12 protein-coding genes and 1 pseudogene are annotated in these 14,617 nt (G+C 71.0%); 4 read left to right on the plus strand and 9 right to left on the minus strand.

What is annotated here, in order from left to right; all coding sequences use genetic code 11:
- The first annotated feature begins 212 nt into the window (after nucleotides 1-212).
- Entirely contained in the window at nucleotides 213-1,022 is an 810-nt protein-coding gene (locus tag AB0M27_RS37250; RefSeq protein WP_365728838.1) for a class I SAM-dependent methyltransferase, read from the plus strand.
- A gap of 373 nt (nucleotides 1,023-1,395) precedes the next feature.
- On the opposite strand, the gene AB0M27_RS37255 is transcribed toward AB0M27_RS37250, so the two are convergent.
- The 7 genes from AB0M27_RS37255 to AB0M27_RS37285 are packed head-to-tail and all read right to left on the minus strand — an operon-like array spanning nucleotide 1,396 to nucleotide 10,185.
- On the minus strand, nucleotides 1,396-2,508 hold the full coding sequence (locus AB0M27_RS37255) for a bifunctional lytic transglycosylase/C40 family peptidase (RefSeq protein WP_365728812.1): 1,113 nt from the start codon (nucleotides 2,506-2,508) through the stop codon (nucleotides 1,396-1,398).
- 35 nt (nucleotides 2,509-2,543) lie between these two features.
- Nucleotides 2,544-5,330 (minus strand): hypothetical protein, encoded by a 2,787-nt coding sequence (locus tag AB0M27_RS37260; RefSeq protein ID WP_365728814.1) that lies wholly within the window; start codon nucleotides 5,328-5,330, stop codon nucleotides 2,544-2,546.
- Between the two features lie 2 nt (nucleotides 5,331-5,332).
- Nucleotides 5,333-5,683, minus strand: coding sequence for a hypothetical protein (locus tag AB0M27_RS37265; protein ID WP_365728815.1), 351 nt, complete (start codon nucleotides 5,681-5,683; stop codon nucleotides 5,333-5,335).
- Nucleotides 5,680-8,343: an ATP-binding protein gene (locus tag AB0M27_RS37270; protein WP_365728817.1), complete on the minus strand. Its 2,664-nt coding sequence runs from the start codon at nucleotides 8,341-8,343 to the stop codon at nucleotides 5,680-5,682. The genes AB0M27_RS37265 and AB0M27_RS37270 overlap by 4 nt, the downstream gene beginning before the upstream one ends.
- Nucleotides 8,340-8,918, minus strand: coding sequence for a hypothetical protein (locus AB0M27_RS37275; protein WP_365728818.1), 579 nt, complete (start codon nucleotides 8,916-8,918; stop codon nucleotides 8,340-8,342). Before AB0M27_RS37275 ends, AB0M27_RS37270 begins: the two co-directional genes overlap by 4 nt.
- The gene (locus AB0M27_RS37280; RefSeq protein ID WP_365728820.1) at nucleotides 8,915-9,256 is read right to left on the minus strand and encodes a hypothetical protein; all 342 of its coding nucleotides are present in this window, start codon (nucleotides 9,254-9,256) and stop codon (nucleotides 8,915-8,917) included. The genes AB0M27_RS37275 and AB0M27_RS37280 overlap by 4 nt, the downstream gene beginning before the upstream one ends.
- On the minus strand, nucleotides 9,253-10,185 hold the full coding sequence (locus AB0M27_RS37285) for a conjugal transfer protein (RefSeq protein ID WP_365728822.1): 933 nt from the start codon (nucleotides 10,183-10,185) through the stop codon (nucleotides 9,253-9,255). The genes AB0M27_RS37280 and AB0M27_RS37285 overlap by 4 nt, the downstream gene beginning before the upstream one ends.
- A gap of 712 nt (nucleotides 10,186-10,897) precedes the next feature.
- Here AB0M27_RS37285 and AB0M27_RS37290 point away from each other — a divergent pair.
- The 3 genes from AB0M27_RS37290 to AB0M27_RS37300 all read left to right on the plus strand — a co-directional run bounded on the left by AB0M27_RS37290 (nucleotide 10,898) and on the right by AB0M27_RS37300 (nucleotide 13,615).
- Complete coding sequence (locus AB0M27_RS37290; RefSeq protein ID WP_365728824.1) at nucleotides 10,898-11,977, plus strand: hypothetical protein; 1,080 nt, start codon at nucleotides 10,898-10,900, stop codon at nucleotides 11,975-11,977.
- The gene (locus AB0M27_RS37295; protein WP_365728825.1) at nucleotides 11,974-12,555 is read left to right on the plus strand and encodes a hypothetical protein; all 582 of its coding nucleotides are present in this window, start codon (nucleotides 11,974-11,976) and stop codon (nucleotides 12,553-12,555) included. The genes AB0M27_RS37290 and AB0M27_RS37295 overlap by 4 nt, the downstream gene beginning before the upstream one ends.
- A gap of 79 nt (nucleotides 12,556-12,634) precedes the next feature.
- Entirely contained in the window at nucleotides 12,635-13,615 is a 981-nt protein-coding gene (locus AB0M27_RS37300; protein ID WP_365728827.1) for a pyridoxal-phosphate dependent enzyme, read from the plus strand.
- A 3-nt stretch (nucleotides 13,616-13,618) separates the two neighbouring features.
- Here AB0M27_RS37300 and AB0M27_RS37305 read toward each other — a convergent pair.
- Both AB0M27_RS37305 and AB0M27_RS37310 read right to left on the minus strand, forming a co-directional pair.
- A pseudogene (locus AB0M27_RS37305) lies at nucleotides 13,619-13,813 on the minus strand (ISKra4 family transposase); the annotation flags it as partial.
- Nucleotides 13,814-13,839: 26 nt separating this feature from the next.
- Nucleotides 13,840-14,617, minus strand: a 778-nt coding sequence (locus AB0M27_RS37310) for a transposase (protein ID WP_365728831.1), incomplete at its 5' end; no start/stop codon positions are given.

A 14,617-nucleotide genomic window follows, 5' to 3' on the forward strand; every position in this document is an offset into this window, starting at 1 on the left:
CGGCCGGACCTTCGTGAGCTGGGCATTCGAACTCCTTCTCATCGATCTGTCCGCAGGGTTTTCTCACCCCTATCTCCGCTTCTCGGCCGGAGAACGGACAGGGAGTGATGTCGCTGCTTACTTGTCTCCAAGCCGTCCGCGCTGATCAGAGGGTGGGCTAGGGTCGTGACAACACGCGATCTTGGCTGAGGTCGGGGAGGGTGCCGGTGACGATGACGGCGTTCGACAAGAGTGAGCGGCTGATCTGGGCGGGCCAGGGTCCCGCTTATGCCGGAAGCTTCGCCAAGCTGTGCGCCTATCCGGTGCCGCAATTGCTCGATGCGGCCGAGGTAGGACCAGGCGCGCGGTTGCTGGATGTGGGGACTGGGCCAGGGACGGTCGCTGCTGCCGCGTGCGCCCGGGGTGCGACGGTGACGGCCGTGGATGCGGAGCCAACCATGGTTGAGTTGGCCATCCAGGCCGCACCTGCTGCTGACGTGCGCGTGGCCGCTCTTCCCGAGCTCCCCTTCAACGATGGAGAGTTTGACGCCGTCGTGGCCAACTTCGTGCTGAACCATGTGGGCCAGCCCAAGGTGGCCCTGGCCGAACTGCGCCGTGTCGTGAGGCCCGGTGGCTGGATTGCATTGACGATATGGGCGGTGCCGCCGGCCCCGGGACAGACTTTGATCGGCCGTGCAATCCAAGCTGCAGGTGCGGTGCGTCCAGCACATCTGCCCGCCGGGCTGGCTCCTGAGGATGAGTTTCCCCGTGACGAGAGCGGCCTGAGGGGGCTGATGGATGCGACGGGGCTACGCGAGACGGTGTGCGAGACCTTGCGTTGGGACCACCGCGCGAGCGCCGACGAGTGGTGGAGCGGTCCCGCGAGTGGAGTGGCGTTCGGCGGGCAGCTGGTGCAGAGCCAGACCGCCGGCATCCGCGCCGAGATCAAGCGCCACTTCGATCTGTTCAGCTCGGAGTTTGCTGACGAGGATGGTCTGCTGACGTTGCCGCATGCGGCGTTGCTCGCGCGTGCGCGTCGCTGACCCAAGGGGTCGTGGATCTTACTCATCAGCTGTCAGGCCCTTCCGGCACCGGCAGCCCCGCCGCCACCTCGGCGACCACCACCCGGTCCAGCGTCGTCTGTACGAAATCCCGTCCTCCTGCCGGTAGCGCACCTCAACAGGAACCGCCATGACCACCGCCCGGTGTACGAAGCCAGAGGGGCCTTGATCACAGCCCCGGCCGAGGCTTGCCAGCACGGCCCACCGGACACGCGGCGACAAGACGCGAAGAGCCGGTACAGAACCCAACACCACCCGCGAGAGTGGGCTTCTCATCGCCCTGTCCAATTGGACAGGCCACGGACCGAACGATGCGAAAAGGCCAACTCACATGCGGGCCTCCATGGAGCGGTGGTCACAGCAGCCGAACTCCTCCCGCAAAGCCGGACATGGCGCCGACCGAGTCCAGCCGGACGGCGGTGCCCGGGCGGGCGGCGTTGATCATCCGGCCGCCGCCGACGTAGATCCCGACGTGGTAGATCGTTAAGTCGCGTCCGGGGGCGTAGGCGTAGAAGACGAGGTCGCCCGGCTTGAGGGCGCCGGTGCCAAGACCGGCGGGGATCCGCTGGCCGCGGCCTGCTTGCGCGGCCGCGGTGCGCGGCAGCCGTATGCCCGCCGCGGCGTACGCGTACGTTGTCAGGCCCGAGCAGTCGAAGCCCTTGATGCGGGCGCCGCTCTTGCCGCTGGGTGAGCAGCAGAACCCGTACGACGGGCCGCTCGCGGTCCCGCCGCCCCACGAGTAGGGCACCCCTCGCTGGGAGAGCGCCGCCTCGATCACGGTGCGCGCCTTGCCGGACAGGTTCTTCAGGCCAGGGTCTGTGGCGGCCGCCGTGTACTGGTCGATCCAGCCGGTCACCTCGGCGACGTACTCGCTGGAGTGGTTGTACTGCCAGATCGCGGCCCTCAGCTGCGAGCGCTGCGTCAGGTCACGGCCGCCTCCGCACAGGTAGACGGCCGCTCCCAGTGCGGCGTCGTCGGCGTTGTGCGGGTCGGTGACATGATCGCCGTTGCCGTCCTTGCCGACGCTCTCCCAGGTCGAGGGCAGGAACTGGAAGGGGCCTACGGCCCGTTCACCGGTGGCGGTGCCGTCCCACTTGCCGCCGTCGCTGTCCGGGACCACGGTGGTGTTGCCGCCCTGGCCGGAGCCGCCCAGGAGCACTCCGTAGATTTTTGGGCGGATGTCGCCGTTGGCGGCGATGGTGCGGCCGATGGCGTGGTTGGATTCGACCTTGGCGATCCCGGCGAGGATCGGCCAGCGCAGGCCTTGGCACTTCGGCGCGTACTTTCCGACCTGCTGGACGGCCTTGTTGTAGGCGGTCAGCATCCGGCCAGGGATGTCCGCGGTGCTGCCGCCCTCGGCGATCCCCCCGTCGTCCTGTACACCGGTCTTCAGCGCGACGTACGCGCTGATCGCGTTCGAGACCGGCGCGGCACAGCACACGGCGGTGAACATCAGCAGCGCCACCATGCATCCCCACCGCCGGATGCGGCGTCCCGGCGGCCTCACTCGTCCTCACCGTCCTCGTCCCGCCGTCGGGTCCGCTCCCGGCGCATACGTTCGGCCTCGGGCGCGGTGCGCCGCATCAGCTCCTGCATTCGGGCCCGCGCCTCCTCGCGCGCCTGGCTGCGGGCGCTTGCGCCTCCGGGAAGCACGGGCCCGCCGCGATCGGGCCGAGGCCGCGGCGGAGGGCCGTCCCGGCCAGGGAGCGGTTCTGGGGGCGCAGTTGCCGCAGGGCCGCCTGCCGGCCGAGGGGGTCGTGCAGGGGCAGGGGCAGGGGCCGGACCGCCCGGAGGACGATGGGAGGGCGCAGGACTTGCAGGGGCAGCCGGGCGGGGAGCAGCGGGCGCAGTGGCTGCGCTCGGCAGGCGGCGGCCGGCGAACGGACCAGGTCCGCCGCTGTCGCTGTTCTCCCGCAGGACACGGACCACGTCACGTCCCGTGTCCGACCAGGCCCGGCCGTCCTCGCGGATGGTGTTGCCCCAGACCCGCACCTGCTGGCGGGCGTCCTGGGAGTAGCGCGAGCCCCCCGACCTGGCCCGGCGGGCGTGGGCGGGCAGAGCGACTGTTGCCCCGTACGCGGCCCGGCCGCCCCGGTTGAGGATGCGGTAGCCGCGGAAGCGGACCAGCCGGTTGTGGGCCCGGGTGGACAGCAGCGTGCGGTCGGTGTTCTGGTCGTGCAGGACCCGGCCGGTGTTGCGGTCGACGATCTGCCCCTGTTCGTTGCGGTACCGGTCGGGCGGGCCTCCCGGCCGGCGCGGTCCTATGCCGCCTGAACCGCTGTCCCCGTCGCCCGACGGCCCGCCCGCGCCTGGGTCCCCTCCGGCGGTGGGCTTTTGCCACTTGGCCAACTGCTCCTTGTCCGGCCGCCGTCCGATCAGCAGCCAGTGCGCGCCCCTGGCGCCGAGCCGTACCCCTAGCCCGCCCGCGGCCGCGGCCGCGGTCAGCGGGGCCAGACCGCGCCCGGCTTCGGCGGTGGCATCGGCGAGGACACGGCCGGTGTCCACCGGCATGCCCGTACCGTCGAACAGGGAGGTGAGCGCGCCCGTCAGCCGCTGGCGGGTGCCGAGCATCCCGAACCTGCTGCCGCCTTGGCCGGTGAAGGCGCGCAGCCCTGCGCCGTATCCGCCCAGCGCGGCGGGGGAGTTCATGGCGAGCGCGGCGCCGAGTTCGGAGGTGTCGCCGGGCATGTGGGTGCCGCCGACCTTGGCGTAGCGCATCCGCATGGCCATCCGCCGGCCGAAGGAGGTGACGGATGCCAGCAGGCGGCGGTGCCCGGCTGCGCCGGCGATGGCGAGGACGTCGATGAGCAGGATTCGCTCCACCATCAGGTCGGGACCGTTGGTGATGGTGGCGTCGACGGCGATCCCGAAGAAGGGGATGAACGCGCAGATGGCGACCACGGCCAGGACCGCGATGCCCCACAGGGACAGCCACTTCCACACGCTCTGGCGTGCGGGGCCGGGCAGCATGCCGGCGACGAAGGTGACGCCGCCCGCGGCCGCGGCCGCCACGCACACGCCCTGGGTGCCCAGCAGCACGATGGCGCTGGAGAGCAGCATGCCGCAGATGAACAGCGCCGCGATGAGCAGCAAGGCGGCACCGCCCAGGCGCCACCAGGTCGGTTTCTCCGCATAAGCCGCGCAGGCTTTTCCGACCGGCCCGGCTCTCTTCATGTCGGTGAGGAAGGCCGCGAACTGCCGGTCCTCGTCGGTGACGATCGCCTGTGAGGCGTTCAGCAGGTCGTCGCCTGAGGTCAGGGACGGCAGTGTGTCCGTGTCGGGCAGGCCCTGGTCGCGTTCGCAGTACTTCTTGGCCTCCCCGTGGATCAGACTGCAGGTGTCCTTGGCGTCCTTCCTCTGCTCGCAGGTGTCCCGCATGGGCGGCGCGAGCGTGTCGCAGTTGCTCGTGCCGGCGTCGGCCTGGTACCAGCCGGTGATCCATTTCAGGTGGACGGCGTAGGCCTTGGCATCGGAAGGCTTGGACGGGTCGAGGATGCGCCCGTACTCCAGCAGCATGTACGGCTTGACGATCAGCGCGTTGGTGATCGAGTCCTGCAGAGGGCGGGCCACCTCCTCGGCGGTGACCGGTGCCTCATCTTCCTGGTGCAGGCACTTGAGTTCGGCCTTCCCGCCCATCCCCTCGCAAGGGTCCTTGGCTGCGACCTTGCCGCCCCAGTGGTAGGAGTTGACGCTCTGCCGGGCGACGTCGGCGGCCACCTGCTGGCCCTGGCCGAGCGGCCCGTCCTCGGCGAGCAGGTAGTCGGGACGGACGAACGCGGACGCCGCGAACGCCGCGATGAGCAGCGTCAGGAAGATCTCGCCCAGACCACGGCCGACACGACCCCGCACGATCATGAAACCCGCGAACACGAACGCCCAGGCCAACAACAGGCCCTTCAGCCCCAGCGTGTCGACGACCACCTGGTCGTAGGTGTCGGCGACCTGCTCGGCCGGACGGGTCAGGATCTTCAGCAGCGGAAACCGCAAGGTCATCTCGATGGACCACCCGGCCAGCCCGACCAGCAGCCGGATCAGCGTGAACAGCCCCGACATGGCGAACGCCAATGCCTGGGACTTGAACGCGACGATGGAGCCACCTGAAGCGTCCAGTTCGTAGGAGTTGATCGGCACCCCCTCGGAGGAGGTGATGTTCAGCGGAGCGAGCAGGTCGCCCCTCTCGCTGTTGCCGCTCGCCGCGAACACCACCTGGGTGTTGACCACCACGAAGACACCGGTGAGTAGCACCACGAATCCGGCCGAGCGCCAAGTGCCGCGGTCTGGACGCAACATCGTCAGCCCCGCCTCTGCCCGGCCGCGCGCCGGCTGCGCCACACCGCGAGCGCGGCCACGCCGGCTCCGGCCGGCACCAGCCGCCAGGCCGCCCCCGAAGGGTGGTGTCCCGAGGCGGAGGTGGCAGCGCCGCGCTCGCAGTACGCCTTGGCCCGGCCCACGATGGGCGCGCATCGGTCGCGGTGACTGGCATGGGCGCCGGTGGCGAAGGCCTGCCCGGTGTGCGGCCACCAGGGTTCCGGCACGCTCATCGACAGGGCCAGGAGAAGCACGCCGACGGCGACGGCGATCACCGTGAGGATGGTCGCGGCCACGGCGATGCGCCGGGAGCGGGCGGGGGAGAAAGAGGTCACGAGACGTGCTCCTTCGGGCGATGACCAGTGCCCTGACCGGCAGGGGCGCGGCGTCCCGGTGTGGTGGTGATGGAGGCGGCGATACGCGCAATGCGAGGGATGACGGCCTTGATGCGGCCGGTATTCTGCCGGGGGCAGGTGAGCAGGAACTCGCCCTCCCGGCCCTTGTGCCCGACCGGGGACAGACCGGTCGTCACCAGCCTCACCAGCTCTTCATTGGCGGAGTCGAGGCCGATGAACTCCAGGCCGCGGCGGGCACGTTCGCGGTCGACGGTGCGGGCGAGCGCCCGGTAGGCCATCAGCCCGCGGTCTGGGCCGAGCTCTTCGGCGTCGTGGCTGCCGGCCAGGAGCCCGGCGCCGTGCTTGCGTCCGTCGTGGAGGATCTCGTGGACCAGGGCGGTGCCCTCGGCGGAGGAGGTCAGCCAGTACAGCTCGTCCAGGACCACGGCGGTGAACCGCTCGGGGTCCTCGAACGCGGTCTGCCGGGCGATCGCGGCGATCAGGTAGAGCACCGCACGCCCGATCAGCGCCTCCAGCGGCTGCTGGTGCAGCACTTCGGGCTTGTCGAACGCGGCCTTGGGAGGCAGTTTCAGACCGGTCGTGGTGATCACGATCATGTCGGTGGTGCTGGAGGCATCGAGCCGTACCGGCGGCAGCCTCGGGTCGAAGACCATCGCCGCCAGGGAGTTGGTGGCGACGACGCGGATGAGGCCGGCGAGGGTGGCAGCCGCGTCCTGGCGCTTGCCCCCCTCGCTTCCGGTCATCTCCTCGAGGACCTCAAGGACGCGGTGCATGGACGGATCCGGGTCGGCGGCGGCCTGCTCGACGGCGTGGTGGAGGACTTCGCCGCTGGTGCTCATCGGGCCGATGCCGAGTTGCAGGGTGAGATAGGACAGGGCGTAGTGCCGTCCCTCGGGCCCGTCGAACATGCGCAGCGGGTCGATGGACACCTCGGCCTGGGCGGCGTCGATGATCTGGACGCGGCCCTTGGCCGCGGTGCCGGCGAAGGCCGCCCATTCACGGACCGGGGTGCGGTCGATGCAGATCGCGCACCCGCCGCGCGCCCACACCGCCTCCGCGATCAGCTTCTGCAGCACGCTCTTGCCCGCGCCGAGATCCCCGACGATCCCCATCGACGCCGAGGCGTCCACCTTGGGCGCATCCGCCACGTTGATCATCACGGGGCGGGTGGTGCCGCAGTCCAGGTCGATGCCGAGGAACATGCCGCTCGGGTCGCCGACCTCGGAAGCGGTGAAGGCCCCGGAAAGCGCCCAGTCCTCGCTGATCTGGTGCTGGGTGAACTCCCGTACCACGCCGGGCCGTACAGTGCCCGGCAGGCCCAGGGTGAACAGTGCCTCCTGCAGGCCGGCCGGGCGCACCGCGCGGTAGTCGGCGCCGGCGAGCAGGGCGGCCAGGGCGCGGGCGCGTGCGTCGCAGACGGCGGCGGTCGGCCCCCACACCGTCAGCACCGTCACCGACTGCACCTCGACCTCCACGCTGGTGCGGGACAGACGCGCATCCAGTTCGCCCAGATCGCGCGCTGCCTCCGTCAGCGAGGCGGGCATGCCGGTGGGGCGGGCGTCGTACTGGTCGGCCTGGTCGATGAGTTCGTTCTTCTTGCGCCGCACCTGGTCGCGGGCCTTCTCCGCGGGCACGAGGGTGAGGTCGATGGTGTAGTCGACGGGGAAGTCGAGTGTCTCCAGTTGGGCGAACAGGTCGGCGGCGTCCTGGGGGACGGCGGGTGGGCACTCGGCCAGTGCTACGTGCGCCTGATAGCCGATGCCGGCGTCGGTTTCGATCTGCAGCCAGCGCCGCCCGAGCGGCGAGGTGGCCTTCAGCCGCCACCAGGCGGTGCGGCCCGACCGCGTGAACCGGCCGGCGTTCTTGAGCTCGCTCGTGTCGTCGAGTTCGGCCTCGATGCCGCCTTCTTGCAGGCGGACCTGGCCGAGGTCGGCGTAGCTGGGGGAGCGCAGCAAGCCGTTACGGATCTGTCCGCCGTACATGTCGCTGGTCTCGGCCTCGGCCAGCAACGGTTCCGCGAGGCCGCGGTGGAGGGCGTGCTGGATCATCCACACGATCTCCGCCGGGCGAGCGGGGCGGAAGGCGATGCCGCCGGCGAGTGCGGCCTGAACCCGTAGGGCCTGCTCGCGGTAGGCGCTCACCTCGCGCCGGGCCACGGGCGCCGGGCGCATGCCGAGCATCGGCGTGATCTCGGCCCATGCCGCGCCGAGTTGCGCGGAGACCTGCAGGCCGCCTGTGTCGGTTTTAAGGGGCACGGCCAGCCACAGGGTGCGGCGGTGCATCTCCTGGTAGTCCAGCAGCTCCAGGGTGGCCTCGACGTTCTCCACCCACGGGTGCGGGCCCGCTCCTGGGGCCTGTTCGGCCGGCTCGATGCCCTCGATCATCTTCAGGGCGATCTCACCCGGATCGACCTGCGCGCACAGACCGAACAACCTGGGTGCCCCGGACATCGAGCGCACCAGATGTGTGATCTTGGCGAGCTGTTCGTCGCGGACCGCGGCGGGCACGTACGTGCCCTGGAGGGTTTCCTCGCGCTGGCCTTGCGCGTCCGGGCCGGGGTGCAGGCGGTAGAGGGCCCACACGCTGCCCTGCGTCGACCACACCAGGTGCCCGGCGATGTGACGGATGGGAACTCTCACCGCGCACCCCCCTGCTGGGCCAGCGCGAGCAGCTGCTGCACACCCGACACCGGCCCCGCCGGCACGGCGGGTGCAGCCGGCTGTGTGCGGCGGGGTGAGGACGAGCGGCCGGCGGCCGGCCGCGCAAGCGGCACCCGAGGGGCACCCTGCCGAGCCGCACGCGATGGGGTGGCCTTCGCAGCGGGGTCCGGCGGGGGCGTGCCCTCGATGGTGAAGCCGCCCAGCAGCCATCGAGCAGCGCGGTCGCGGGCGGCCCGCCCGCCGATCCGCCCTCCCCTCGGCTGCCAGCCGAGCAGAGCCCAGCCCAGCGCGGCCTGCATCGGCGCACGGCCGGCGATCTTCGGCCGGCGTACCGCCCAGATGGCCATCACCCAGCAGGCGATGGGGATCGGCCCCATCCACGACCACCAGCTGATGGTCTTGACCAGGAGGAAGCCGCCGCCGACGGCGAGGGCGATCTGCGCGGGGGTGTAGGGGCCGAGGGGGATTTTCCAGTCGGCGACCTTGCCCAGCACCCACGGGTGGCGTCGGGCGGCGGTGTAGAAGCGGCCCACCCGGGCCGCGGTCGCGGTCACAGCCGGCCTCCGACGCCGGGTGAGTGGTCACGGGACCCAGAGGGTTCGGAGTGGACGATGCCGGGCACGGTGGGTGCGCCCTTGGACGGGTTCTTCACCTCGTCCTCGAACATGTTCGCCAGGCTGTCGCGGGAGTTGTACAGGCCGAGCGCGATGACCATCAGCAGCAGGGCGCCGATCCCCGCTTTGAGGCTGAACTTCTGGATCATGATGACGACGACGAGCACGAGCAGACCGGCCTGCAGGCCCTTGGTCGCCCAGTTTTTGAACATGGTGATCCAGCTGTTGCCGAGGTCGTCCAACTGCCCGGCAAGGATCACGCTGTGCACCGTGTTCATCGCACGCCCCCGTCCTTGCCGGCCCCGGACTCCAGGCCTGCGACTTCCCACCGGCTGGAGCGGGCCTTGAGCACGAGCTCATAGGCGAGCGGCCACCGGCCGCCGGCATCCCGGGCCTCCACCCGGGCCAGGACACGCACCCTCGTGCCGTCGGCCGGGAGGTGTTCGGCGGCCGCGGCCTCATCGACGGCGGAGACCTGCTGGACGGAGAGCGCCGTGTACGGGGCGGGGGAGACCGGCGCCAGCGTGAGGCCGGGCGCGAGGTAGCGGCTCACCTCTCCGGCACCGGTCAGGTAGGCGGCGAGGAACTCCCCGACAGTGGAGGACAGATCACCGCCGGGGACGGTCACCCGGTAGGGCGACTTCGGAACGCCGGCCCGGGCCGGGCCGGCCACCACGCCGGGCGCACCGGTCACCGCGAACGAGGCCCCCGCCCGGTCGGCGGTCACCGGCACCGCGTAGTACCGCAACCGCCCGTCGGCGTACTGCGCAGCCACCGTCACCGACCACGCACCGCCGTCGCGGTGCGCACTGCGCACCGCGGTCACGGACTTGGGCGCCGGCTGCGTACCCGCGGCCGGGTCGGGCAGGTCGACGCCCGGTGCCATGGATTGCGCAAGCCGCGCCTGCGCACTGGTTGCGTCGTCCGCGCTGCTGCGCAGCCAGGCGCTGACGAACAGTTGCGCATAGCCGCCCGGGTCATCGGCGGCCGCCGCGGTGCGCACGGCGGTGGGCGTGGCCGGGGTGGCCGCCTGGACCGCGGCCGGGGCGGAGGCGACCGTGACGGCCAGGGCGATGGGGCCGGCTGCAATGGCGGTCAACACCGCTACTCGCGACAGGCGGACGCGGCGCCGCATCGCCTCCAGCCGGGCGCCTGCCGCCATCGGAGCATCAGCCCCGCCCTTCGCGGCCTGCATACCAGGGGACATGGTCACACTCCCAGGTCAGAACGTGTGATTGCTGACCTTGAGGAAACCCGCCGGCCCCGACCCGACCACCGACCACCAGACCCCGACCACGGTCACGATGGGAATGCGAAGCCTGTGGTCGGGGTCGTGGTCGGCCCGACCACAGGCCCGACCACGCACCGGCGGCGGATCGAGGACACGACACGTGCGTCCGGCACACGGCCCCCGGGCCGACGACCGTCGCACGGCCACGTGCGCGCGGCTGCTGAACCCGCACCCCTCTCTTCACAGACGGGTGCCGGCCAGGCCCGCCGGACTCCTGCGCAGTGCGCCACCCGGGCCTGCACACAGAAGACCAAAAACCCCTCGGGCCCGACTGCGCAGCCGCGATGCGCAACACGACTGCGCAGGATCCTTTGCGGGCTGCGCAGCCTGATTGCGCAGGCGGCCGTCCGGGGCTGCGCAGCCCACTGCGCAAGCCCCTGTCTGCCGGGGGTACAGGCGGCGTGGTCGGCCCGACCACGAGCCCCGACCACGGCAGCCAGACAGCTACGTTGCCCGATCGTGACGGATGGTCGGGGCTCGTGGCCGCCTCTCTGGTCGGGGCCGCCGGGTGGGCTGACGGCATGGCACACCCGCACGCCCGCGCACCCAGGCCCACCGACCGCCCCGCCCCGGCGGGAGCGGTGCGCTGCCCTGCCCACCGCGCGCGCCCCGGTGCGGGGCTACGGCGGTGAGCCGCTTCGGGGCGGGGGTCCGGCGCGGGGTGATGGCGGCGGACCAGTTCACGCAGATCGCCAACGGCTTGTTCCGGGACAGCAGGCTGTCCTTCAAGGCGAAGGGGCTGTTCGGACTCATCAGCACGCACCGGGACGGCTGGCGGATGACCGTCACCGACCTGGCGCGCCGCGGCCGCGACGGCGAGGCCGCCGTGAAGAGCGGGCTCAAGGAGCTTCAGAAGCACGGCTTCCTGCTGAGGGAGCGCGAACGCAACCCCGATGGCACCCTCGGCGCGGCCGCGTACGTCATCACCGACCTGCCCAGCCTGCGAAGCAGCAGGTCGCAACCGATGTCGGGTTTTCCACCGGTGGATAACCCGACGTCGGTTCATCGGCCCCCTAAGAACACCAACGATCAGAAGACCAACAACCAGAACACCAGACCCCTCCGTCCGTGCGACCGCGGCGACATTGCGCGGACGCCCGGAGGGACAAAGCAGTCGGAGGAACCAGCGTCCTCGGCGGCCGCGTTCTGGGCGGACGAGATGCACCCGGGGATCAGGCTGCTGCTCGAGATCGGGGCGAGCCGTCCCGAACTGCTGCTGACCGGCAAGGTGCTGACCGATCAGGGCCGTGTGGTCACCGTGATGATGGAGGCCGGCTGGAGCGCCGAGCAGCTGCGCCACGTCATCACCGGCCGACCGCTGCCGAACCCGGTGCGTACCTCGGTCGGCGCGATCATCGCCGCCCGCCTGCGAGCCGCCCAGGCCTACCCGCCACCCACTGCCATGGCCGGCCACCACAAGGCAGCTCCCAGCGACGAGCCGCCATCGCTCACGGCCACCCCCCGGTCGACGACGGCGGCCGCCCGCACCGTGACCGAAGCCCTGACCTACCGGGCCCTTGCGGAGTGCGCCGGCTGCGGCGTACCCCAAACCGCCCTCGGCGAAGACCTCTGCCCGGCCTGCCTCGGCTGGCCGCCCTGCCGCACCTGCCCCGGCCCGACACCGCGGCGCGCCCACCCCGGCGGCGACGGCCGCTGCACCACGTGCACCACCGCATCGACCCGCTCGACGGAAGGAAGCGACACATGAACGAGCCGAGCAAGCCCCCGGTCCCGGCAGAGCACGAGCGTGTGCCGGACGGCCACCAGATGGCGGGCATGGGCCTGTATCTGCTGTTCGCGCACGAACCGTACTACCCGCTGCCCGCCCGGGAGATCAACACCTCCGTGGTCGCCGCGGCCTGCCTGCTCCACCCCCGCATCACGCAGCGCGACGGGATGCGCATCCACCGCCGGCTGGCGAGAGGCCGCCGGCCGGGCGAGATCGTGCCGCTGGCCACACTCACCCACGAACTGGGTGGCGGCGCCCGCTGGGGCGAGGTCGGCGACTGGGAGGCGGTAATGGCCGACCTCGTCCGACTCATCCGCAACCAAGGCTGCGCCGCACTCGGCCTGGGCCTTGCGCCCATCGAGCGGGCCCTGCTGTGCAGCGGCCCCGACAGCACCGTCCGCGTCGTCGACCCGGCCACCCGGGAATGCACCTCCTACGGCCCGCCAGAGCGCGAGGCAGTCCTTCACCAGGTACGCCACCACCTCGCCTGGGCGGAGGCAGGCGGTTCCCTATGGCCTGGCGGTCATCTGCTCAGCCCGCCCCGCACCAGGCCGTGACACAGCACGGGTGCGGCTCTTCTGAAGTGAGCTTGCCGGTCAGGCCAGGACAGCGCCGACGGCGCTACGCTGCTGCGTCATGCAGGAGACGCGCCTCGACACTGCTCGGGTCCGGGAAGCTCGCCGGGTAATCGACCCGACTTTTCTCGACACTCCGCTGTACCGCTGCGAGGCGCTGGAGCCCGGCCTCGGGTGCACGGTGAGCATCAAGCTCGAAACGGCGAACCCGGTCCGCAGCTTCAAGGCCCGCGGCACCGAGATAGCCGCGAGCCTGCTTGCCGACAATGGCTCGCGTGCCGTGGTGTGCGCCAGCGCGGGTAACCTTGGCCAAGCCCTCGCCTGGTCCGGTCGCGGCCGGGGGCTCGATGTCACCGTTGTGGCATCCCGATTCGCGACGGCGGCCAAGCTTGATCGCATCCGCGCGCTGGACGCCCGGTTGGAACTGGTGGACGGCGACCACGAACTCGCTCGCGAGCGGGCAGCGGCCATCGCCCGCAACGACGGCATCCGGCTCCTCGAAGACAGCCTGGACATCGAGACCTGCGAGGGCGCGGCGACCATCGGCCTGGAACTGGTGGACACCGCGCCGTCGTTCGACACCGTCCTGATCGCTCTCGGCGGCGGGGCGCTGGCCACCGGCGTGGGTCATGTGGTGAAGGACCTGGCACCCGACGTCGAGGTGATCTGCGTCCAGCCGCTGGGCGCACCGGCGCTGACACACTCGTGGCGCAGACGACGTGTCGTCACTACCGACTCGACCAATACCATCGCTGACGGTGTCGCCGGCCGATACCCCATCCCGGCCGTCTTGGACGACCTCCTTCTGGTCGCTGACGACGCCGTCCTGGTCCAGGAGGCGTCGATCATCGCCGGTATGCGGATGCTCCTCGACCACGCCGGCCTCGTCGTCGAACCGTCGGCCGCGCTCGGCATCGCAGCGATCCTCGAAGACCGTGACCGTTTCGCCGGCCGACACGTCGTCACCATCGTGTGCGGCAGCAACGTCGACGTGGACGCCTATCACCGCTGGGTCGGTGCAGCTCCCCTCCACCGGTCTTGATGCTCAGGCCAGGAGTTCGTGGTTGTGCTGGTTGGGCCGGGGGTAGAGGCGTTCGCGTTCTCTGTGGGTGTGGAAGGTCCAATACTGCGGGAAGTCGCCGTTGCCAATGAGGGCCCGGAGTGTCAGGACAGCCTCGGCTCCAGGGACGCTCCACCGGCTGCCGGTGATATCGAGACGGTCGGCCACCAGATCGTGCTGCTCCTTCGACGACAACACCGCTGCGTTTAGCGTCGTGAGCGGGACGCAAGGCCGTTCTCGAAGAACGTGATCTCGGCGTGGACGGTGTAGGTCTGGGCGCTCTGGGGGCGTTGTCCGGCGTTCGGTCCGTACTTGCTGGTGGGGTTCTTGCGGGTGCGGGCCTTGACGCGGGGCTTGCGCCAGGCGGGCAGCAGGGCGTGAAGGACGGCGGTACCGAGCTGCCCGGCCAGATCGGCGGGCCCGGGGTCGGGGAGGATGCCGGTGGCGGTGGTGACGAGGTCGCCGGCAGTGGTCAGCAGGACGGTGAAGCTGATCCGGTCCATGTTCAGGCCCGGGCGGGTGAAGACGGTGTCCGCAGCGGCGCGGACGAGAGCCTGGTAGGCGGTGAGGAGGGCATAGACCTCCTGGTCGATGCCGTCGAGGCTGTGTGAGCGCAGGACACGGCCGTCGAGCAGGGTCGCCTTGATCGAGAAGTAGGTCGTCTCCGCCTGCCACCTTTCGTGGTAGATCCGGACGAGTTCGGCAGCGGGATACCGGTCGGGATCGAGGAGGCTGGTGAGCAGGCGCCACTGCTCGGTGCGGACGGTGCCGTCGGACAGCGTGACTGTGATTTCGGCCTCGATGACGCGGACGCGTATCAAGGCGGGCAGCACGCCGTAGCAGAGACGGGACAGGTAGGAGCCGTCGCCCAGGCGCCCGGCCGGGGTGGGGATGCGGCTGGAGGAGGAACGGATGAGGAATTGCGCGCCGCGCTCATGGATCGCGTGGAGGAAGACCACCGCGTCGAAACCGGCATCGGCCAAC

Origin of the sequence: Streptomyces sp. NPDC052107 (assembly GCF_040680215.1) — a bacterium.
Taxonomy (GTDB): Bacteria; Actinomycetota; Actinomycetes; order Streptomycetales; family Streptomycetaceae; genus Streptomyces.

Excerpts from the sequence above, each read along its gene's own strand:
- AB0M27_RS37260 (WP_365728814.1), bottom strand. The coding sequence starts at position 5,330 with ATGTTGCGTCCAGACCGCGGCACTTGGCGCTCGGCCGGATTCGTGGTG.
- AB0M27_RS37285 (WP_365728822.1), bottom strand. The coding sequence starts at position 10,185 with ATGTCCCCTGGTATGCAGGCCGCGAAGGGCGGGGCTGATGCTCCGATG.
- AB0M27_RS37295 (WP_365728825.1), top strand. The coding sequence starts at position 11,974 with ATGAACGAGCCGAGCAAGCCCCCGGTCCCGGCAGAGCACGAGCGTGTG.
- AB0M27_RS37250 (WP_365728838.1), top strand. The coding sequence starts at position 213 with ATGACGGCGTTCGACAAGAGTGAGCGGCTGATCTGGGCGGGCCAGGGT.
- AB0M27_RS37300 (WP_365728827.1), top strand. The coding sequence starts at position 12,635 with ATGCAGGAGACGCGCCTCGACACTGCTCGGGTCCGGGAAGCTCGCCGG.
- AB0M27_RS37255 (WP_365728812.1), bottom strand. The coding sequence starts at position 2,508 with ATGGTGGCGCTGCTGATGTTCACCGCCGTGTGCTGTGCCGCGCCGGTC.
- AB0M27_RS37280 (WP_365728820.1), bottom strand. The coding sequence starts at position 9,256 with ATGAACACGGTGCACAGCGTGATCCTTGCCGGGCAGTTGGACGACCTC.